Annotated in this window: 13 protein-coding genes; 10 read left to right on the top strand and 3 right to left on the bottom strand. The window is 43.6% G+C overall.

Annotated elements, in window-relative coordinates; translation table 11 throughout:
- Window positions 1-78: 78 nt before the first annotated feature.
- The 4 genes from P2W71_RS14985 to ligD all read left to right on the top strand — a co-directional run bounded on the left by P2W71_RS14985 (window position 79) and on the right by ligD (window position 7,666).
- Window positions 79-2,799 (top strand): T9SS type A sorting domain-containing protein, encoded by a 2,721-nt coding sequence (locus P2W71_RS14985; RefSeq protein ID WP_276372082.1) that lies wholly within the window; start codon window positions 79-81, stop codon window positions 2,797-2,799.
- Window positions 2,800-2,992: 193 nt separating this feature from the next.
- Window positions 2,993-4,540, top strand: a complete 1,548-nt coding sequence (locus P2W71_RS14990; protein WP_276372083.1) for an MFS transporter — start codon at window positions 2,993-2,995, stop codon at window positions 4,538-4,540.
- A 48-nt stretch (window positions 4,541-4,588) separates the two neighbouring features.
- Entirely contained in the window at window positions 4,589-5,335 is a 747-nt protein-coding gene (locus P2W71_RS14995; RefSeq protein ID WP_276372084.1) for a DUF4184 family protein, read from the top strand.
- Window positions 5,336-7,666 (top strand): non-homologous end-joining DNA ligase, encoded by a 2,331-nt coding sequence (gene ligD, locus P2W71_RS15000; RefSeq protein WP_276372085.1) that lies wholly within the window; start codon window positions 5,336-5,338, stop codon window positions 7,664-7,666.
- Window positions 7,667-7,668: 2 nt separating this feature from the next.
- Here ligD and P2W71_RS15005 read toward each other — a convergent pair whose 3' ends face one another.
- Window positions 7,669-8,871, bottom strand: coding sequence for a tetratricopeptide repeat protein (locus P2W71_RS15005; protein WP_276372086.1), 1,203 nt, complete (start codon window positions 8,869-8,871; stop codon window positions 7,669-7,671).
- Window positions 8,872-8,993: 122 nt separating this feature from the next.
- Between P2W71_RS15005 and P2W71_RS15010 the strand changes: the two genes are divergently transcribed.
- From P2W71_RS15010 to P2W71_RS15025, 4 genes are all read left to right on the top strand, one after another.
- The gene (locus tag P2W71_RS15010; protein WP_276372087.1) at window positions 8,994-9,668 is read left to right on the top strand and encodes a TetR family transcriptional regulator C-terminal domain-containing protein; all 675 of its coding nucleotides are present in this window, start codon (window positions 8,994-8,996) and stop codon (window positions 9,666-9,668) included.
- A 9-nt stretch (window positions 9,669-9,677) separates the two neighbouring features.
- Complete coding sequence (locus tag P2W71_RS15015; protein ID WP_276372088.1) at window positions 9,678-10,970, top strand: AarF/UbiB family protein; 1,293 nt, start codon at window positions 9,678-9,680, stop codon at window positions 10,968-10,970.
- 296 nt (window positions 10,971-11,266) lie between these two features.
- Window positions 11,267-12,118: a Ku protein gene (locus tag P2W71_RS15020; RefSeq protein ID WP_276372089.1), complete on the top strand. Its 852-nt coding sequence runs from the start codon at window positions 11,267-11,269 to the stop codon at window positions 12,116-12,118.
- 66 nt (window positions 12,119-12,184) lie between these two features.
- Entirely contained in the window at window positions 12,185-12,781 is a 597-nt protein-coding gene (locus P2W71_RS15025) for a tetratricopeptide repeat protein (RefSeq protein ID WP_276372090.1), read from the top strand.
- A gap of 317 nt (window positions 12,782-13,098) precedes the next feature.
- Here P2W71_RS15025 and P2W71_RS15030 read toward each other — a convergent pair whose 3' ends face one another.
- Together P2W71_RS15030 and P2W71_RS15035 are read right to left on the bottom strand one after the other, a co-directional pair.
- A complete protein-coding gene (locus P2W71_RS15030) occupies window positions 13,099-13,479 on the bottom strand; it encodes a hypothetical protein (RefSeq protein ID WP_276372091.1) in 381 nt (126 codons plus the stop codon).
- A gap of 187 nt (window positions 13,480-13,666) precedes the next feature.
- Window positions 13,667-14,878, bottom strand: a complete 1,212-nt coding sequence (locus P2W71_RS15035) for a Pycsar system effector family protein (RefSeq protein ID WP_276372092.1) — start codon at window positions 14,876-14,878, stop codon at window positions 13,667-13,669.
- Between the two features lie 121 nt (window positions 14,879-14,999).
- On the opposite strand from P2W71_RS15035, the gene P2W71_RS15040 reads away from it, so the two are divergent.
- Both P2W71_RS15040 and P2W71_RS15045 read left to right on the top strand, forming a co-directional pair.
- Window positions 15,000-18,725 carry a BamA/TamA family outer membrane protein gene (locus tag P2W71_RS15040; RefSeq protein ID WP_276372093.1) on the top strand — a complete coding sequence of 1,242 codons (3,726 nt, stop codon included), beginning with the start codon at window positions 15,000-15,002 and terminating at the stop codon, window positions 18,723-18,725.
- 180 nt (window positions 18,726-18,905) lie between these two features.
- The gene (locus tag P2W71_RS15045) at window positions 18,906-22,211 is read left to right on the top strand and encodes a PKD domain-containing protein (RefSeq protein ID WP_276372094.1); all 3,306 of its coding nucleotides are present in this window, start codon (window positions 18,906-18,908) and stop codon (window positions 22,209-22,211) included.
- Window positions 22,212-22,219 lie beyond the last annotated feature (8 nt).

Below are 22,219 nucleotides of genomic sequence, written 5' to 3' on the forward strand. Positions count from 1 at the left end.
TCATCAACAGGTAATGACTGAGATCGTTTACAAGACTCGGGCACTCTTTTACATTTGTTTTTAAAACCAACCCCTGACATGAATTATAATCGTAGACTTTTGCTACGCACAGCGTTGCTGTGTGTATGCTGCTGTTTTTATTTTATCTCGAACGCTGCTATCATTTATGTTAATCCGTTGGCCGCTGGCTCGAACAACGGAACCAGTTGGGCGAATGCCTATACTTCTCTTAACAGCGCCCTCGCATCAGCCGTTAACGGTGATCAAATTTGGGTTGCACAGGGTGTCTATAAACCTACAACCCAGGTTGATGTTAATTTAAACGGCGGACTTGAAGCCCGTGAAGCTACCTTCCGCATTCCTGATGGCGTGTCACTTTACGGAGGCTTCAATGGCACAGAGGCAACCTTAGAGGAACGTGATTGGCAAAGTAACGTCACCATTCTCAGTGGAGACATCGATAATAATGACGTTAACCTTGACGGTAATTATATCGCGGAGACCACCGGTGATTTGGCAGGCAGTAATGCTTATCACGTTATCTATACGGAGAACGTCAATGGCTCTACTTCGCTTGATGGATTCATTGTAACCGGAGGGAAGGCCGAATTTGCAGGCGATGTCAACGATGCCAATCAGGATGGCGGTGCATGGTATAACAGACTAAGCGGCGTGATAAATGCCAGCAGTCCTTCCATCAAGAATACTACTTTTCGGGGCAACTATGCATCTTCAGAAGGTGGCGCGATCTATAACACAAATGGTTTAGCAGGCGGTGCTGTGCTATCACTCATCGAGAATTGTAAGTTCATCAGCAATGAATCAAATTTTGCCGGTGGTGCAATCAGTTTGGGATCCTTTCAGCCAGGCAATTATCAAATGCACATTGTTAGTTCGGAATTTACGTCTAATGAAGCCTACAGACGTGGTGGTGCGATTTATTTAGTAGGCGACCATATTACAATAGATTCAACCAAATTCCTTAGCAATAGCGTTACCGTGATTATGCCAGGGGAAACAAGGCCAGGTTCCGGTGGCGCCGTGGCGATGACAACTTCCAATGCCATTTTTAACCATTGTATTTTTGATAGTAATAGTGCAACAGGAAATGCCACGGGTGCTTTTGAAGGCGGTGGTGGTGGCGCGGTCTATATGTCAACGAATGAGCCACAAAATACAACGCTTGGTGCATCGGAGCCAAAATTTATTAACTGCGGATTTTATAACAACGTTGCGAATGGAAATACTGCAGCATGGGGTGGCGCTGCGCTTCACTTGAGTGACGCCGGCCAACTTAGGCCTAAATATGTGAATTGTGTTTTCTCTGGCAATGAAGCACAACATGATGGCGGCGCGATTGCAAACTTTACCAGAGTAATAGGTTTGAATGACGAAGCATTTGTTCCTGAATTGAAGCCAACATTTACCAACTGCACTTTCACAGCAAATCAGGCTGGGTCCAGGGGCGGCGCCATCTACAATGATGGCTACCTTCACATGGGGGTTGAAGTTCTAAATTCAAGGATTGAAAATTCTATTCTGTGGAACGATGGAGCGACAGTACAGGGTCCCGAAGTTCATAATTCCGGCGGAATCAATATCGTTGCCTATTCTTTGATTGAAGGCTCGGGTGGAAGCGGTGGTGGATGGAATAATACGATCGGAACGGATGGTGGAAATAATATTGACGAAGATCCTGATTTCGTGAATGAAAGCGATCCAGATGGAGCAGATAATGTTCCGGCTACGGGAGATGATGGTTTACGATTAAGTAATACATCGCCCGCAGTTAACGAAGGAAACAATCTCGCTGTCGGTCTTGCGGGAATAACAATAGATTTCGCGCTTGCCGACAGAATCCTTGGTGCCAACGTCGACATGGGCGCGTATGAACGCGGTGGCATAATACTTCCCAACTTCGATATTTACTGGCTTGAAGAATGGAGGCCATTTCCTCCGGTTTGCCTGAGTTGCCCCTGGTCGTTTACTTTGCTTGACCGAACGATACAGTATTACATATGGGACGGTCCTGCGCAGTTGGTAGACAAGGGAGAGACCGCCTACATCAAAGGCCACATCGTCAATACCAAAAATAAGAAGATGGGATTTGATGTTTACCTGAAGCTTGTAAACAAACACGATTGGAATGCCTGGAGCAACAAGGGACGCACTTATAGTGCCCTTACACTTGAGGCAATATTAACGGCAAAAAGAACACATACCCGTTGGACGTTCTGGGAGCTTTCGGGCGAAAGCTATTTGAAAGGGACAGGAGAACTCTCTGGTGAACTCCAGCTTACTCATGCACCAGCTAATTTCAAACTTGGATTCCAATTAGGCGAGGGTGCCAACGGATGGGATAAGGATCGTGGAATAAGTGGATCTTTTGCCTATAAGGGAACACTGCGATATAAAGGAAGCCGGTTACCATTGAAGGGACACGGCAGTATGAACGTTGATGCTACACCATGCACAAAAGGATGTGTTCCACTAGACGAGTCGCCGCGTGTTGCAGAGAACCAAACCATGATACCGGAGGTCGAGAACACAACCTATCACATCAGTGCCTACCCGGTTCCTGCCACTGACCACATTACTATTTCCAATGAAAGCCTCGCGGCAGGAAAGTATGCAGTGAAATTTTATGACAACCTGGGTACTTTAAAAAAGTCAGAAAGCTTTGATACCGATAATGGGGATTTCGTCGTATCGATAAGTGACCTCGACCCAGGCATTTATGTTCTCAAGTTGATTGCTGCTTCAGGTGACGTCTTGACGAAAAAACTGATTGTAGAATAGAATTTATTTGTTGGCTTGATCTTATGGAGGCTGTAAAGCGATGCGCTTTGACAGCCTCTTTTTTTGGAGTCTGTCGGGGTGTGTCATGGTTAATGTTTAAGAAGACAACAGTTAACATTTATCCTCAGGTAACTATTGTTTGCAACAGGTTTATTTCTACTTATATTTCCAACTTGACAATCGTGTAACGTAAATGGAAACTACCGTCCTTACCCGCCAGGAGAAATCAAAGCTCTGGTTTGTTATCGCAGCTTCGTCCGTTGGGACATTAATCGAATGGTACGATTTTTACATCTTTGGAAGTCTTGCCATCATTCTTTCAGAACAGTTTTTTCCCCAGACAAATCCGACAGCCGCGTTTCTTTCGACGTTAGCAACATTCGCTGCAGGTTTTATTGTCCGGCCTTTTGGAGCTATTGTTTTCGGGCGCCTAGGCGACCTGGTGGGCAGAAAGTATACATTCATGATTACCCTCATCCTTATGGGCGGATCGACTTTCGCCATTGGCCTCATCCCAGGATACAGTACGATCGGAATATTTGCACCTATATTGGTTTTAATTCTTCGCTTGTTACAAGGTCTGGCATTAGGCGGTGAGTATGGTGGCGCGGCAACTTATGTAGCAGAACACGCGCCTGCATCCAAAAGAGGTTTCTACACGAGTTTCATTCAAACTACTGCAACCCTTGGCCTATTTGTTTCTATTGGTGTCATTTTGGCGGTGCGTCAGACTATGGGCATTGAAGAATTTAATGTGTGGGGTTGGCGTATTCCGTTTCTCGTATCGGCAATATTGGTAGCGGTATCCGTATTTATTCGATTACGCATGGAAGAATCTCCATTGTTTACAAAAATTAAAGCTGAGGGAAAAATTTCTAAAAATCCTATCAAGGAAAGTTTCGGTAAAAAGGAAAATCTTAAACTCGTTCTTATTGCACTGTTCGGAGCAACGGCGGGCCAGGGCGTCGTTTGGTATACCGGACAATTTTATGCTATGACGTTTATCGAAGCGACTTGTAAAGTCGAATTTGTTCAGACGCGGAATATTATCGCTGTAGCGCTTCTCATTGGGACACCATTGTTTATTTATTTTGGATGGCTGTCTGATAAGATAGGAAGAAAGATGATTATGATGATTGGTATGCTTGCGGCTGTGCTGCTATACCGGCCTATTTATAAACAAATGTATGGGCTCGCAGACGTCTCGGGCCAGCAGGAAATTGTAGATCAAAGCCGAATTGAAAAATCAAAGGTCATTACAGCACAAGGAGATTCTATTATAACGCAATCGCATATTAAATTGTATGCTGAAGGCAACACTGTGATCGATAGAACGGTTAAAACTGTTCCAGGAAGCGACAGCCAGATTAAATCAAAAACCGAAACGAAAAAAGAAGTGCTGCTGAGTAGTGAATCTTTCTGGCTGATGATTGGTCTTGTATTGATCCAACTTGTCATGGTAACCATGGTGTATGGGCCTATTGCTGCTTTCCTCGTCGAACTTTTTCCTACCCGCATACGCTATACTTCCATGTCATTACCCTACCATATAGGGAACGGAATTTTTGGTGGCTTGACGCCTTTTATTGCAACATCCTTATATGAGGGCAGTAAATCACCGGCGACACCAGGAGGAGACACCTTTGCAGGATTATGGTACCCCATTATCGTGGCGGCCGTTTGTTTTATTATCGGAATGATATTCCTCAGTAACAAAAGAGTTGCTGACGTTGTAGAGTAAAAGTCTTCACTGGCTGACTTACAACGATAGTATTAACTTTGTTTTGCTATGCCATTTACACCAGCTCACTCTGCAATTATTTTGCCTTTTATAAGGTCAAGGTATTTTTCTGCGACTGGATTAATCATTGGGAGCTTAAGTCCTGATTTTGAGTACTTTTTTAAAATGAGTGTGAGTGGATTGCACAGTCATACAAAAGCCGGCCTGTTCTATTTTGACTTGCCGGTGACCATCATGCTCGCCATCGTCTTTCATCAGATCGTGAAAGCGAACTTTATCGGAAACCTGCCCTTGTTTTTGCAAAGACGATTTCAGGATACGGTGCAGTTAAACTTTCTCGACTATCTGAAAAAAAACTGGTTGATTTTTCTGACATCGGCATTGATAGGCGCAGCATCTCATATCTTTTGGGATAGTTTTACCCACAACAACAGGTTTTTCGTGAGACAATTTGCTGAAATTTATCAATCAACGTCAGTGCCTTTTCAAGGAGCGAACTATCCACTTTTCTATGTTCTTCAACAAGTTAGTACAGCAGTGGGTATGACCATCGTTACATTGTACATTCTTTTTAAAAAACCTGTGCAGGATGTAGCCTTGGTAGCACCTAAAATTAGCTATTGGCTCTTGGTGTTTGCAATTGGTATCGCCGTGTTGCGAATTCGTTTTTTTATTCATTCCTCCGATTACAATTTGGGTAACGTAGTGGTTAGCGGCATTAGCGGATTATTAGTTGGTGTAGTATGTTGTGGATTCATTAATTTTAAGAACAACATACTTTATCAGAAAGCCTGAATGGCTAAACGAAAATCACAATGGGCTCAAGTAGGGAAACGCGAGGTTGAACTGTCAAACCTTGATAAGGTCCTTTTTCCAAATGATCATGTTGTAAAGGCGCAAGTAATTGAATATTACCTGAAAATAGCACCGACTTTGTTGAAGTATGTAAAAGGCCGCGCCCTGACTTTAATCCGTTTTCCGGATGGTATCTATGGAGAAAGCTTTTACCAAAAAAACCGGCCGGAGTGGGCACCGTCATGGATAGAATTTGTGACCCTCGGCAAAGAGGCAAAAGATTATATCATCGCTACGGAACCTGCGCTCCTGGTTTGGCTGGCAAATCTCGCAGCCATCGAACTCCATCAACTGCATAGCAGGCAACCGAATTTTGAATGTCCTGATTACATGGTGTTTGACCTCGATCCTCCGGAGGGATATTCTTTCAAGAAATTAATTCCTATCGCATTTGAACTCAAAGCGTACATAGAATCGTACGGCTACACGCCCTATGTGAAAACTACAGGTGGCAAAGGACTACACATATGTTGTCCCATTGAAGCATCATGGGATTTTCATTCTGTATTTGAAGCTGCAGACCTTATTGCAAAACCATTTGTTGAAGAACGCCCGAACACAGTGACCCTCCAAATCAAAAAAGATGCACGCAAGGGCCGGGTACTGGTGGATATTTTTCGAATCCGCTCAGGACAAAGCATCGTTTCGCCGTATAGTCTTCGGGGTAGAGAAGGCGCACCTGTATCCATGCCGCTTACTTGGGATGAACTAAAGGATGCGGAAAGTCCGCTGGATTATAATATCCATAACGCCGTAGAAAAAATTTCAAATGACGGGGATGCGTGGGAAGGATTTGAAGCATATGCTGTTCCTTTACACACGAAGAGAAATAAAAGTGAACCAAAAAAAAGTGTATCAAAACCAAATCCGAAACACAAATCTCCTGAACAACTGGAGGCCTATGCCAAAAAGCGTGATTTCAATAAAACGCCGGAGCCTTCAGCAAAAATAGTTGAAGACAAAGGCCATCGGTTTGTGGTTCACCGTCATCATGCATCCCGTTTGCATTATGACTTGCGTCTTGAAAAAGATGGCGTTTTAAAATCGTGGGCTGTCCCTAAGGGGTTACCGCCACATCCCGGAGTAAAACGGCTGGCAGTGCAAACGGAGGATCATCCCCTTGAATACTTAACCTTCGATGGCAAAATCCCGAAAGGCCAATACGGTGCCGGCGAAATGTGGATCTATGCACTCGGCAAATATCAAATCACAAAAGACAAAAAAGACGGCTTCTACTTTCGGCTAAACAGTAAAGAAATCACCGCCGAGTACCGCATTCATAAAACGAAAGAGAAAGAATGGCTGTTGGAAAGGGTCGACGAGCCACAGGTGGATTTCTTAAAAGATGAAGTGATGCCCATGTTATCTGAATCGACGGATAAGCCGCCCGTTGGTGACGATTATATTTATGAACTCAAGTGGGATGGAATTCGGGCATTGATCTCTTTTGAAGACGGAGAGATTAAAATCAGGACGCGGAATCAGAATGATGTTACAGGTCAATTTCCTGAACTGCTGATCGGTGAAAAAGCGTTCCGAGCCACCAACGGATTGTTTGATGCTGAAATCGTTACGCTTGATCCTTCTGGAAAACCGATATTTAAAAAGGTGATCAACAGACTGATGAGTACGGGGGAAGCCGCCATTAAAAAATTAACCAAAACGAATCCTGTCCATTGTTATGTTTTTGATTGTCTTTATCTCGACGGCAGATCGCTGGTCAATGAACCATTATTAAAGCGCAAGGAATGGTTAGCCGACGCCATCCGCCCTGATACACCATACCGTCTCAGTGAACATGTGGACGATGGTCATTCGTTATTTGAAGCAGCCAAAGGTCATGGCCTGGAAGGTATTATGGCAAAGAAGAAAGACAGCAAATACACCGTAGGAAAGCGAAGTGATTGCTGGATAAAGGTGAAGGTACGCCAGGCCTGTGAATGCTACATTATCGGATTTACAAAGGGTAAGGGAGACAGAGGTCAAACTTTTGGTGCCATGCACATTGCTGAAAAAGTGGGTGATACATTGCACTATCGCGGCAAAGTGGGCACAGGCTTCGATGACGACACAGCAAAAGAAATAGCTTCCACATTAAAAAAAATTAAAGCTGTCAAAAGACCCGATGTAGTTGGCAAGCTGTTAGATGAGAAAGTGTCCACTTGGCTCGAGCCCCATGCTATGGCGGAAGTAAGTTATTCCAAGCTCACACCTGATAAAATGTTCCGCGAGCCAGTGTTCATCCGCATGCGGCCTGACCTGACTATTTAAAACTACTTGCAGATTTCCTTTTGCATTTTTTCGCTGACCGCAAGTCCAAGTGATTCTGCCTTTCGTAAATCCAGGCAAGCTTCTCCAAATTGCTTTGCCCGTTGTCTGGCGATGGCACGATTGTAAAAAGCAGCAGCATAATCCGGGTTATGTGTGATGGCTACGGAGTAATCTTCGATAGCATCTTCAATACGACCTTGTTTGCTCAATACGTTTCCGCGGTTAAGCCAGGCTTTGTCAAATTTTTCATCCAACTCAATTGCTTTTGTATAATCAGTGTAGGCACCTTTCAAATCATTTAGTTTTTCTTTTACGTGACCTCGGTTCAACCAAATTTCAGGATCCTTATCTTCTATTTTCAGCGCACTGTTATAGTCTTCCAAAGCGCCCTTGTAATATCCACCTTCCATGCGCTGATAGGCACGTTCCAGGTATGGGTATAACATGCTGGAATCACTTGCAATTGCTTTCTCGAGATCATCTTCCATGGACACTGTTTCGCCTTTTTTGCGTTTTAAAACAGCGATGTTGTGCAACGCAACCGCGTGGTCTGGACGCAAAGTGACTGCCTTCATGTAATCTTGCATAGCGGTAGAATCGTTGATACTCTCTTTGGCAATTCCGCGGTTAACAAAGTAATCAGCATTTTTTTCTTGTAATTGTATCGCCGAATCTAACCACACAATAGCCTGTTTGTAATTGCCCAGCTTGGTTTCTACCAGTCCTAGGTAATTCAATATCAAGGGCGTAATGGACCCTTGCGCCGTCATGATTTGATTTGATCCGGCCCGGGCAGCGGATCGATTGTAAAAGACGGTCTGGGTTTCGCCTGCTGGCAAAGTCAGCAGTTTCAGAAAATCAGTTTTTGATTGCTCGTATAATCCGAGTTGATAGCGGACTGTAGCCCTGCTCAAAAGTGCCTCCGGCTGATCGGGCTTTAACTCGAGATAAATATTGTAATCCGTATTAGCGCCTGCCAAGTCTTTCAATTGCTCACGGGCTGAGGCCCTGGTATAGTATGCATCCGCGAAGCCCGGTGTTTCTTTCAAGCATTTATTCAGATATTCCAACGCGAGTTTATAATTACCTGCATGATGCGCAGCCTCTGCTTGTTCATACAAGCTTCTTGAATCGCTCCGCTTGTCTTGCGCTAACAATGTTTGACTGACAAGCAGGTACACTAAGAGCAATGTTATATACTTCATTCCGCAGACCGTGTATTTTAGGTTCAGGCAATTTCGACAGAAAGATTTCATGATCTTGAAATTAACGAAATTATCCTAAGCAAAGTGCAAACCATTTCAACTCATTTACGGTTTATAGGGTCATGGAAACTACCAAGAAACCAGCCCGTAAATCCGACAGCAAGACGTTGGAGGATAAAATCAAATCATCATACATCGAGGCAGTGTTAACACAAGGAACAAGACCTGTATCAGTTTACAAGTTTTGTGTCGACCTCGGTATAAAAGAGGAAGAGTTTTACAACCTGTTTGGTTCCTTTGATGGTTTAGAAAATCATATTTGGAAGGGATTTATCGATAAAACTATCGGTCGTCTGAAAAGCGACAAAGCTTTCCATACTTTTATCACCCGCGAAAAAATTCTGGCATTTTATTTCACGTTACTGGAGGAATTGAAATCCAACCGCAGTTATGTGCTGTTTCAACTGGAACATTCCAAAAAGTTTGAATTGGTACCAGCCTATGTTAGAGGTTTTAAAGCGGAATTCGAGTCTTTTTTTGAATCAGTATTAAATACAGCAAAAGGAAGTGGGGAAGTAGCAAACAGGCCAATTCTGGATAAACGATATCCCCAGCTTTTCTGGTTACACCTTGGCTTTATACTATTATTCTGGAAGGAAGATAGCAGTCCCGGTTTTGAAAAAACCGATGCTGCCATTGAGAAATCGGTTAACCTGGCATTTGACCTTATCGGTAAAGGAGCGGTTGACTCAGCGATTGATTTTGCCAAGTTTCTGTATCAAAACAAAACTAAATAAACACACTGCGTGAAAGAATACGATCGTATTCCCGTTTCCAAAGTACAACGGGCATCTAAATTTATATCCACCGGAGCCAAGATTGGATCTAACTACCTGAAACACTACGGTAAAAAGCTTATTAACGGTGAGGCCGACCGCGACGAGTTGCACCTGGATAATGCTACAGATATTTATAATTCATTAAGTGAGTTAAAGGGTGGGGCGTTAAAAGTTGCGCAGATGTTGAGCATGGATAAAAATATTCTGCCGACAGCTTACCAGCAAAAGTTTGCCATGGCACAATACAGCGCACCCCCACTCTCATATCCCTTGGTTGTAAAGACCTTCATAAAATATTTCGGAAAAGGACCAACCGAAATTTTTGATTCGTTTACCCCCAAAGCCACGAACGCTGCATCAATGGGTCAGGTCCATCAAGCGTTGCTAAAAGGAAAGAAACTGGCCGTTAAAATTCAATATCCCGGGGTCGGCGATAGTGTTAAATCTGATTTGGCAATGATCAAGCCTATTGCATTGACAATGTTCAGGTTAAATCCTGTTGAGTATGATGAATTTATTCAGGAAGTGGAGTCCAGAATGCTGGAAGAAACTGATTATGCGCTTGAGCTCCAACGCTCCATGGATCTATCCGCCAGGACCAAACATCTTAAAAATATCATATTCCCAACTTACTATCCTGCGTATTCGTCCGACAAGATTCTAACCATGGATTGGATCGAGGGAAAGCCTCTTGGCGAATTGTTAAATGGTCCGATTCCTCAGCCCGAGCGCAACAAAATTGGTCAGGCTCTTTGGGACTTTTATCATTTTCAAATGCATACCTTGAAAGCTATGCATGCAGATCCGCATCCGGGCAATTTCATTATTACGAACGATTATCAATTGGGTATTATAGATTTCGGCTGTGTTAAAGTTATCCCTGAAGAATTTTATAAAATCTATTTTCAGCTACTTGAAGTTGATGTATTGACGAATCTGGAAAAACGGGAAAAGACTTTTCGCGACCTTCGATTCATACACCCACAGGATACTAAAAAGGAAGAGGAATTTTTCACTGCAATTTTCATGAAGTTGGTCGAACTTTTGGGTAGGCCTTTTCAGTCGGAAACTTTTGACTTTGCAGACGATGCCTACTTCAATGAACTTTATTCATTTGGCGAAAAACTTTCTACGATGAAAGAACTCCGGGAATCAAAACGAGCGCGCGGAGTAGGAGAAGCAGTGTATCTAAATCGTACCTACTTTGGATTGTACACTATTCTTCACGACCTGAAAGCGAAGATCAATACAACGTGGTAAATTAGCGGTTTTAAGTTTTGATGTGTTATAGTCAACTTCAACACTTCGAACTTCAACACCTCACACTTTGTATAGCGATTACATCTTTCACGGTACACCTTGGTAAATATGAAGACGTAGGCTGCGAGGTTATACGGTAACGCCAACACCTCGAACCTCAACACTGTGCGGGGCAACTTCAACACTTCGAACGTCAACACCTCAACACTTTATTTCCACACCTCAACACTTTTTTACTTAAAAGATTTTCAATACCTTAGCTGCACCTGATTCATTTTTTAATCTAACTCAAGTGTATGAGAGCAATCTGGAAAGGACACATACAATTTTCGCTAGTCACCATTCCCATTAGGATTTACAATGCAATTGACTCCGGTCAAACGATCAGTTTTAATTTGCTTTCGAAAGAAGGTCATAACCCGGTTAGTTATGAGAAGAAAGATAAGGTTACCGGTCAGACTTTAAAGACTGATGAAATTGTAAAGGGATATCAATATGAACCAGGTCAATATGTAATTATTGAACAGGAAGACCTGGATAAGGTAAAACTGAAGAGCGAGAAGGTAATTGAAATTGAAGGTTTTGTGAACAAGGAAGAAGTTCACCCTACATTGTATGAGGCACCCTACTATATCGGGCCCGACGGTGATATGGCTGCGAAAACTTATGGCTTGTTGAGTCAAACATTAAAAGAAACTGGAAGGATCGCGGTAGGTAAAGTTGTGCTGCGTGATCGAGAGACGCCCGTGTTGATTTCACCGCATGAAGGTGGCATGGTAATGTATCGGTTACGCTATCCGCACGAAGTTCGAAACATGCGGGAGGTTCCTCAGCTTTTGGATGTAAAGGTGGACAAAGAGCAATTAAAGCTTGCCAAAACGTTGGTTGATTCGATGACCACTAAGTTTTCGAACATTGAAATGAAGGATCATTATTACGACGCACTCAAGAAAATAATAGATGCCAAAGTAGCCGGTAAAGAAATTGTTTCTATTGAAGAAGAAGCACCCAAAGTTGTCGATATCATGACGGCCTTGAAGGCGAGTATAGATGCAGCCAAAAAACCGATGGAAAAAGCAAAAGGTGCAGCGGCCAAAAAAGAAAAAACGGGTAAGCCTGCTAAAACAGTTCGAAGAAAAGCGAGTTAATTTTCGTTCGCTGAACCAGAACATTATCAATTGCTGTTAACAGATAACAGTTAACTTTGCATGAGCATGGCAAAGATCATCAAATTTCCTATTCCTACGCCGGAGAAATTTGGACCTCAACGGGTTCGAAAAAGGAAAGAGCCGCGCCGTGACCCGAGCGGTCAATTGAATCTTTTTACAGGAGGCAAAGTAGTTAAACTTAACCAGCTCACTGCATTTGAAGAGGCGTTAATGCTTGATGAACAAGGCGATAAACAACGCGCAAAAGTTGGGTATCTCCAAGCTATTGAACAGGACGACTCGCTGGCTGATGCCTATTGCAACCTAGGTATTATAGAGTGTATGGAGGGAACCCATGCCAAAGCCATTGACAGTTTTACCAAATGTCTGAAGTTAGATCCGCGTCATTTTGAAGCTCATTACAACTTGGCAAATCTTTATGGCGAAATAGGTAACTTCTCTCTTGCCAAGGCGCATTATGAAATTTCAATCCAGCTGGAACCGGCATTCCCCAATAGCTATTTCAATCTAGGGCTAACATTTGCCATGAACAGAGAATTTGATCAGGCCATTAAAGCCATCAAGCAATTCAGGAAGTTGGCCCAAGCCGATGATCAGCGTTTGGCGGATGACCTGATCCAAAAGTTGCTGACAGCCCGTTGACTATATTGGTTCCGGAGTGGCATAGGCGTGTCTCGTCCATGTTAGCTCCATGATAGCTCCATGTTAGCTCCATGGTGTCCATGCTTCCTGCTTAATTTAGATTTTTAAAGACGTCACGCCACTGATCACCCTTCATATACGGTTGAAACATTATGAGGTAAAGATTGAAAATGAACGATTTTAAGATTTTATAGATTCAAGAATCTTTAACCCGCGGCTTCTGAATCCCGCGCTTCCGTAGGGAAGTTGATCTTCCAAAATAATCTTCAACTCTCGCTCCATTTCCGGTTGCCCTTTTGAAATGCGACTGAGTACAGTCATAGCGTAGACTCGAATAGCAATCGCCGCATTGGCATCCAGCAAATAACTGAAGCAAAGATTTGCGGCCTGCCCCTTGGTAACGCTTTGGAAATGTCAAAAACCTGGAACAACCTTATAATGTTGCGAACAATGGCGGGAGGAGTGCTTGAATGTCCCAATATTTTTATCAATGTTTTAATGTGAGGATCAATTAAATAGGGCCACTGTTTTACACAAATAGTTAAAGGCATGGCAGCAGTTTGGGACTGGCGATAGCGACCTTCCATGAACACTTCGAGCAATTCTTTAAATTGCTTTGGCTTACCACTCACATATTCAACTATTTCACTCGTTTGCGTCCCAGAACGTCCCAATTCAAGCCTCTTTTTCAAATCCATTCGAAGGAATATTTGGTTAGGTCATCGCGACTATAAGTCAAATAAACAATTGGTGACGAATGCTCTGCCTCGATGCGGTAATTTCGAAGTATCAACAACCACTCTGAATATGGAACTACTTTTAACGATTGTCTCTACAGTAGCCGTCCAGCTAGGCATCTGTATTTTCTGCTTTCTTAAAAAACGTTCACAGGCTGGCGTGGGCCGATAGCCGAAACGCGATGATGAAAGATAGAATTGCTATCGCGAATCCATACATGAAGATGCTATAGGCAATTCTTAAAAAACGGTACTTTCGTCCTAACACTTTTCCTAAATAGTAAATATCTTTTATTAAGCTACCGTACAAATAGTCCGCGTCTTTCATCATTTCTCTCATGCCCCATTCGTAATCTTCTACTTTCATGGCGTGGAAGTTTCCGAAGAATAACAAATTGGTTTGCTTGTTCTTAATGTCTTCTCGCGTGAACTTACCTGAAGAGACATTCGGACGGCTGGCAAGTATTGAAAAAATCATTGTTGCTAAACATACGGTGATGAGCAATATGGTTGGTATGAGCAGGTAAGAGTTCTCTTCCAGTTTGCGAATCAGTACAGAAACAACAACCGAAAGTATAATAGAATTGATTGTGATCAGGATACTCGCTTTACTATCGACCATCTGGCTAAGCATAATGTGATTATGCGAGGTGGTACGAAACATGGTCTCAATTCCGCGATCAGGTTTTAGGGTTCTTTCTTTCTCCAGTTTGCCCCGAAGTTTTTCAACTTCCTCTTCTAGTTTTCTATACTTTTTCGGACTGATTTCCGGTTTAAGTGACTTCTTTAACCTCTTAATATTCTGTCGTTTATGCTGTTCCAAAACAGTTTGGCCATAGGCTGTGTGATAATTGTGCTGGTCCATGAATTGGATGGTTGAATTCACCCATTCTTCATTAGACATTTCTTTCGTTCCCAAGGCCTTCCATTCCTCACGCAGCATGTTTGATTTTTCCTGGCATTGCTCAGTCGAAAGGTGGTAAAGATCAGCATCACATAAAACCTGGCTGATGCGGCTCCTGGGCTTTTGCGGCATGTGTGTTGCCAGGATAGCCTCAGTCACATCAGTGATTTTGTGCTGTGGGGCACCAAGACTTTCCAGGAGATCTTTGGCTTTCTGGGCGGAAACGTGCTCATGGTTTTTTGATCCATGCTCATAGCCAATATCATGCAGCCATGCAGCAACCAAAGCTGACTCCATTTCATCGGCGTTTAAGTTTGTATGCTGACCTATAATCTGGACAGCATCGACAACATCCTGGGTGTGTTGGTAATTATGAAATAAATGTTTCTCAAAAGCCCTTTTCTTAAAAACCTGCTCGGCTAAATTCTTTGCTTGCCGTATGAATTCTGAATCCATGATGTTGTTAATTGCTAAAGGTAAAAATATTTTTGCCTTCCTTCCGACTTGCTTTTTGAAAGGATTGTAAACTTTCAAGGTATCGGAAGCGTATTATTGAATTTACCTCGATGGGCCGGGCATGATAAGATCTATACTGATTTACACTTTCTTTCTTTTGTCGTATTGCGCTAGCGCACAATCTGTTGAGGATGCAATAACTCATTCGTTGTATTTTATTGGGGATGCTGGTGAACCTTATAATGAACACAGTACTTTGGGAAATGTCCTTCGCGAAGCTATTAAAACGTCGGACGCAGACGTTACAGTACTTTTTCTCGGGGATAATATTTACCCTAAGGGAATGCCCGGCATATACGACAGATACCGAGATGTCGCCGAAAGAATATTAAAGACTCAAGTAGATTGGCTAAAAGATGTAGATGCAAGAATCGTTTTTATCCCCGGCAACCACGATTGGATGCGAGGCAGGCGGCAAGGGTGGCAGCAACTAACAAATGCACAAGAATGGCTTGACTCGTTAAATGACAACCGTGTAAATATTTACCCGAGAGAAGGTTGCCCTGGGCCAGTTGAAATTTCATTGAGCAGCGACGCAACCCTGGTGATACTTGACACCCAATGGTTTTTACACCCCTGGGATAAGCCTGGCGAAGAAAGTAACTGTGATGCGAAAACACCAGCGGAAGCGTTGCTGATGGTAAACGATATTTTTGCGCGCAATGCAGGAAAAAGAATGATTGTGGCCGGCCATCATCCGATGATCACCTATGGAGATCATGGCGGCGTCTTTACATTAAAGGATCATATCTTTCCTTTAACTGCGTTGCATTCAAGATTGTACATTCCTTTTCCGGTTGTCGGATCTTTTTATCCTTTTTACCGGAAATGGTTCGGCGACATTCAGGACACCGCACATCCTCTTTATAAAGAACTGATACACAGTCTCACGTCTGTAATGACTCAGTATCCGGGAACAATTTATGCCGCCGGTCACGAGCATTCGCTTCAGGCAATAGAAAAGGATAGCGTCTATTTCGTTGGTAGCGGGTCAGGGATAAAAACTACAGGCGTCAAGCAGAAGGGTTATTCAACGTTTGCTGCAAGTACTACTGGCTTTGTAAAAGCTGATATTATGAAAGGTGGAAAAGTGCGGCTGACTTATTTTCAGGTGGATGCTGAATACCCTAAGGGTCGCGTGATTTATAAAGATTCAATCCCTGGTGCTTCAACTTCACTTCTCACGGCAACCGAGGATGACACACTGAGTTTTAAAAACAAAGTCGTTCGTGTTAAAGCCAGTGACCAATATGCAGCTGGCAAAAGCAAAAAAAGAATTCTAGGGTCCAATTATAGGTTGGCCTGGCAACAAGAAATTGAGGTGCCGGTTTTTGACTTAGGTCAGGACGGCGGTTTTAAAATTCTTCAAAAAGGCGGAGGGATGCAGACCCTTTCATTGCGCTTGGAAAATGCTGCAGGACGCGAGTATGTTTTGCGATCCATTGAAAAATTTCCTGAGAAGGCAGTGCCGGAAATGTTTCGAAAAACATTTCTCCAGAATTTAGTCCAGGATCAGATATCTGCGGCACATCCGTATGCCGCAACCGTTATCCCGTCACTCGCTGAGGCTGCTGGAATTTATCACACAAATCCAAAAATTGTATTCATACCCGACGATCCGAGGCTGGGAATTTACAGAAAAGAGTTCGCCAACACCCTTGCCCTATACGAAGAGCGTCCGGCTGGAGACTGGTCAGATAAGCCGTTTTTTGGCAATTCCAGTGACATTGTTAACACGAGTAAAGTTTTGCGGAAGCTCGAAAAAGACAACGACAACCAAGTGGATCAGAATTTTGTACTTCGCTCAAGGCTATTTGATATGTGGATTGGTGACTGGGACCGACACGACGACCAATGGCGATGGGCAACCTTTGAAAGTAAAAAAGGTGATCTATTCAGACCGATACCACGTGATCGGGATCAGGCGTTTTTTGTCAATGAAGGAGTGATTCCTAAAGTATGGAGCAGGCGTTGGGCACTACCGAAGTTTGAGGGTTTCGATGAAGAAATCAACTGGCCCTCGGGTCTTTCTTTTAATGCACGTTACTTCGATCGGTCTTTTTTAACCGAGCCGGATGAAGAAACGTGGATCAATACGGCGCTGGATCTCCAGCGTCGGTTAACAGATGAAGTCATTGAGAATGCTATTCGTGAATGGCCGGATGAAATTTACAAACTTCACGGACACGACATCATCAGGAAGCTAAAAGCGAGAAGATCAGAACTGGTCGCGAACGCCGTCGCACATTACAAATTCCTGGCAAAGGATGTAGATATTGTAGGCTCTAATAAACGCGAACACATTGACGTTAAGCGTTTGCCAGACGGTAATGTAATGGTGAAAATGCTTAAGATCACCAAAGAAGGGGAGCAAGGCAATAAGCTCTACGAGCGCTTGTTTAAAAATTCAGAGACGCGCTCAATTCGCATATATGGCATGGGTGGCGACGATAAGGTTGCCGTGGACGGCACATCAGATAAAAGCATTTTGGTGAGAGTTATTGGAGGTGGTGGAGGAGATTCACTTGTTGATAATTCACATGTGGGAGGGCTGGGACATCGTACGATTTTTTATGACACCAAAGATTCCACAAGTCAACTAATCTCTCGGGGCGAGACGGGCAACAAATTATCCGCTGATCCAGCAGTAAATGTCTATGACCGGAAAGCATTCAAATATGACCGGCTAGCGCCACTGGTTTTTGGAAATTTCAATCCTGATGATGGACTTTTTGTCGGGGGTGGATTTTATTATCAAACTGAAGGCTTTCGTAAAGACCCTTTTAAGAGTCGCCATATCGTTCTGGCTAGTGTGGCCCCCAGAACCAATTCATACAATTTTCTTTACCGCGGTGATTTCACAGATGTTATTGGTAAATGGGGGCTGGAAATTAATGCAGACATCAAAGCCCCAAACTATGTAAATAACTTTTTCGGGCTGGGAAATGAAAGTGTCTTCAACAAAGAGATCGATGAAGATCCTCAATATGACTTAGATCGAGCCATAGATTATTACCGGTTCAGATTTGAAGAGATCAGGCTTGAAACTTCTTTGACCAGGAAGTTTGGAGGATTTGCAGCGCTAAAAATAGGACCAGCACTCCAGCGAATTGAAATCGAGGAGCCCGACGAAAACCGGTTTATCGATGAGTTTGCCAACGGATTGCCTTATGATCTTTATACCGAATACAATAATTACCTGGGGGTTGGTTGGAACTTTACCGTTGATAAAAAGAACCACGCTCAAATGCCTTCGCGCGGTGTCGTGTTCAATCTAACGGGCAGAAATATGGCCGGTGCTGACGCCGGCGCGCATAACTTTTCTTCTTATGAAAGTTCCATCTCCCTTTACCAATCCTTTCGTGTACCGGCAAGGGTTGTCTTCGCCGCACGTATAGGTGGTGGGTTGAACGCCGGCAATTATGAATTTTATCAGGCGCAGGTTCTGGACGGAAAAACGGAACTACGCGGGTTTCGGAAGACAAGATTTTATGGCGATCGAAAATTTTATACCAACCTTGAAATGCGAATCAAGTTGCTAAGCATCAGGACTTATTTATTCCCTGCGAGCCTGGGTATTCTGGGATTTCACGACTTAGGAAGAGTCTGGTATAAAGATCAGAATGGAATTGATCCGACCGCTGTCACTGGGAAATCAAATGCGTGGCATAAGGGATGGGGTGGAGGCATTTGGTTTACACCTTTCAATCTGACCGTTCTTTCTGTAGAGGCTGGACACTCGGATGAAGGAACACTTGCCTATGTCAGGATGGGATTTATGTTTTAGCCATTCTCGTTACACCAGCTCGTGCATTACTTCCCGCGCAAGTAAGTAATTCATTATTAATCAGTCTGTTAATAAGAGTCATCAATCTAACGCTGCTTGTGGAATTACGCTGCTTAATTCGGTTGATTATGCTTATCTTGCCTGTTCAGAGCCGTTACTTAATTTTTTGATATGGTGTGGATGTTCAGGAATTACAGATTCCCCTTCCTGGTTATCGGGCTTATTTTTTCGGAGATTTTAGCATCGGCCAACGCTACGCCTGGTATAAAATTTATTGAAAATAAAAATCAATGGCCTTCTTCCGTCCACTATGCGGCAAAGATTCCTGGAGGCACCATGGTTATTCGGCCGGGCACGTTTCAATACTATTTGCTGGATGAAAATCGTATGCATGAGCTGCACGAGCGAGGCCATCACGATGTCGTGGAATCAAGCGGTCGCGGTGAGCTTGGCGAAATGATCAATGGACATTCTATCAGCGTAAGTTTCCTTGGCGCGAATAGGGCGTCCGTCCCTTTTCCGTTTGGGCAGTCATCTGAATATTATAATTACTTTATTGGAAATGATCATAACCACTGGGCATCGAAAGCATTTGGTTATGATGGATTTGTTTATCCCTCCCTTTATGATAAGATCGATCTTAAGGTTTACGCTTTGGATAAACAAGTTAAGTATGATTTTATCCTCGCACCTTACGCTGATCCATCGCAAATAATTTTAGAATATGCCGGCGCGGAAAAGTTAACATTGAGTGGCCAGCAGTTGACGGTGAAGACATCAGTCGGCGACATTATTGAACAAAAACCAATCGCTTATCAATGGATTGAAGGTCAGAAAGTGACAGTGCCCTGTGAATATCAACTCATAGGGAATCGCCTGTCCTTTTGCTTTCCGCAAGGATACGACCCCTGTTATGAGCTCACCATTGACCCTTTGCTCATTTTCTCAACCTATTCTGGATCGACTGCAGACAATTGGGGCAGCACCGCGACGCCTGGCGAGAACGGGAATCTTTATTCTGCGGGTGTCACAAGTCACGTAAACGCCGGCGGAAGTTTTCCCGCAACGCCAGGTGCTTTTCAGACTACGTATGCCGGACTCTATGATATCGCGATTTTAAAATACGATTCCGCAGGAAAGCAACTTTTGTATGCGACTTACTTGGGTGGTGTAAATTCAGAATCACCACATAGCCTGGTGATGAATGCAAATGAAGAACTTATTCTATTAGGAACTACCAGTTCGCACAATTTCCCCACCTCCGTGAGTGCTATCGATCGAACCTTCAACGGCGGCACCGGAGTTTCACATGTTGTTGAGTACACCAATGGATCTGACATCGTTGTGTCCAGGTTTAGTAAGGACGGTTCCCAATTGTTAGGATCGACATTTTTAGGGGGAGCCCAAAATGATGGATTGAATGCAACTTTTGGTGCTTTAACAAAAAACTATGGCGACGAACTTCGGGGAGATGTAATTACTGATAATCAAAGCAACGTTTATATCAGCACGGTTACAGCATCGTCTGATTTTCCAGTTGGCAAAGGGTTGGATATTACCTATAACGGTGGCGCTACCGACGCATTACTTATCAAGTTAAACGCAACCTTGTCGGAAATTTTGTGGTCGACATTCATAGGCGGGAGCGGTGCGGATGCTTCGCATACCCTGAAGCTCGATAAGGACAATGCCATTTTTATGGCCGGTGGCACTACGAGTCCCGACTTTCCTGTAAAAGCAACGGCTTATCAAAGCGTGCATAAAGGAGATGCCGATGGATGGATTGCCCACATAGGTAACAACGGAGACACCATTTATAACGCTACGTATACTGGCACACCTTCTTTCGACCAGATTTACTTTGTAGATATCAACCAGGCTGAAGAAGTATATGTCTATGGTCAAACTAGCGGTGCTTTTCCGATTACCCCTGGCGTATATAACAATCCCAACAGCGGTCAGTTTGTTCAAAAATTTGATAGATCCTTATCTACATTGGTATTTTCTACGGTGTTTGGTTCGGGCAGGGGTACGCCGGACATTTCGCCCACGGCATTCCTGGTTAATGAATGTAACAATCTCTATATGTCGGGTTGGGGTGGCGTTGTAAATATTCAAACCTTTCATTGGCAAAGCAACACGCGTGGTATGCCGATTACGGGTGACGCATTTCAATCTACGACGTCGGGTTCAGACTTCTATTTCATGGTAATGACGGATGACGCATCCGAATTTCTATATGGTACATACCTTGGTGGGGGTCAATCTACCACCCATGTGGATGGCGGCACAAGTAGATTTGATAAAAGTGGCGTAGTGTATCATGCGGTTTGCGCCGGATGTGCAGCGTATAATGCCACCGGGCATTCGACTTCGGATTTTCCGACGAGTGCAGGGGCTTGGTCCAGGACAAATCGAAGTGGCAATTGCAATAATGCAGCTTTCAAGTTTGACTTATCATCGCTCAAAGCTCGCTTACAATCAAATTCCGTTAAGCTCAATATGCCGGGTTTAAACAAGGTGTGTATGCCGGATACAATTGTATTCCAAAATCTGAGTACCGGTGGAGAAATTTTTGAATGGGATTTCGGCGACGGAACACGCTTGGTAAAAACTGATACTTCTATGGTGCCCCATCAATATAAAGCGACCGGGCGTTATACAGTTTCTCTCAAAGCGATTGACCCGGGCACGTGCAAAGTGAAAGACTCCGTCTCTACGAAAGTAGATATTTTCCTGGCACAGGGTAAGGTACAGGAGGATGATGCCCTTTGTCTCGGTACATCGTACCAGTTGAAAGCCAGCGGTGCCCAGCAATATGCATGGGTAAGTGAAGATGGAAGCTTTCAATCAGATCTTCCCAGCCCGGTGGTACAGCCGGAAGACACCACTCGTTATTTTATAACCATGACCGAAGCATCTGGATGTGTCAGAAAAGATACCGTAGATCTTGTAGTCATACCAACTATAGAGCCAGCATTTGAAATTGACCGAAGCGCGGAATGCTTTAACAGGCCAAAGATCACGGTTAGTAATCTAACGGATAGCCTACGAGTGGGAGATAGAATGTTTTTTGATTTTGGTGATGGGTTAACGTTGGACGAAGAGGAGGCAGAACATGAGTTCAAACAAGATGGGCTTTTTAATGTGAAGCTTGTAGGCGTACGCGAGTTTTGTGTAACAGAAAAAATAATTCCAATGCCGGTTTTTCGATTGTTAATTCCTAATGTCATTACACCCAAGATAAAAGATGAGGCTAACGATACGTTTACCATTCAACTTGGGGATGAAAAAGGACTAACGCCGGCAGACTATGGCTTTAAAACATCGGTTACGATCTTCAATCGATGGGGTGGAAAAGTTTTTGAATCGCAGGATTACCAATATGATTGGGACGGGGATAACGTTGAGGCTGGTGTTTACTATTACGAAGTTTCTGTAGACGACCATGCCACCTGCAAGAGCTGGATTCATCTTGTGAAATGAAAGCTTAC

It is taken from the genome of Chryseolinea sp. H1M3-3 (assembly GCF_029360725.1).
Taxonomy (GTDB): Bacteria; Bacteroidota; Bacteroidia; order Cytophagales; family Cyclobacteriaceae; genus Chryseolinea.

Excerpts from the sequence above, each read along its gene's own strand:
- P2W71_RS14985 (WP_276372082.1), top strand. The coding sequence starts at position 79 with ATGAATTATAATCGTAGACTTTTGCTACGCACAGCGTTGCTGTGTGTA.
- P2W71_RS15030 (WP_276372091.1), bottom strand. The coding sequence starts at position 13,479 with ATGGATTTGAAAAAGAGGCTTGAATTGGGACGTTCTGGGACGCAAACG.
- P2W71_RS15025 (WP_276372090.1), top strand. The coding sequence starts at position 12,185 with ATGGCAAAGATCATCAAATTTCCTATTCCTACGCCGGAGAAATTTGGA.
- P2W71_RS15040 (WP_276372093.1), top strand. The coding sequence starts at position 15,000 with ATGATAAGATCTATACTGATTTACACTTTCTTTCTTTTGTCGTATTGC.
- P2W71_RS15045 (WP_276372094.1), top strand. The coding sequence starts at position 18,906 with ATGTTCAGGAATTACAGATTCCCCTTCCTGGTTATCGGGCTTATTTTT.
- P2W71_RS15005 (WP_276372086.1), bottom strand. The coding sequence starts at position 8,871 with ATGAAGTATATAACATTGCTCTTAGTGTACCTGCTTGTCAGTCAAACA.
- P2W71_RS14990 (WP_276372083.1), top strand. The coding sequence starts at position 2,993 with ATGGAAACTACCGTCCTTACCCGCCAGGAGAAATCAAAGCTCTGGTTT.
- P2W71_RS15035 (WP_276372092.1), bottom strand. The coding sequence starts at position 14,878 with ATGGATTCAGAATTCATACGGCAAGCAAAGAATTTAGCCGAGCAGGTT.
- P2W71_RS15010 (WP_276372087.1), top strand. The coding sequence starts at position 8,994 with ATGGAAACTACCAAGAAACCAGCCCGTAAATCCGACAGCAAGACGTTG.
- ligD (WP_276372085.1), top strand. The coding sequence starts at position 5,336 with ATGGCTAAACGAAAATCACAATGGGCTCAAGTAGGGAAACGCGAGGTT.
- P2W71_RS15020 (WP_276372089.1), top strand. The coding sequence starts at position 11,267 with ATGAGAGCAATCTGGAAAGGACACATACAATTTTCGCTAGTCACCATT.
- P2W71_RS14995 (WP_276372084.1), top strand. The coding sequence starts at position 4,589 with ATGCCATTTACACCAGCTCACTCTGCAATTATTTTGCCTTTTATAAGG.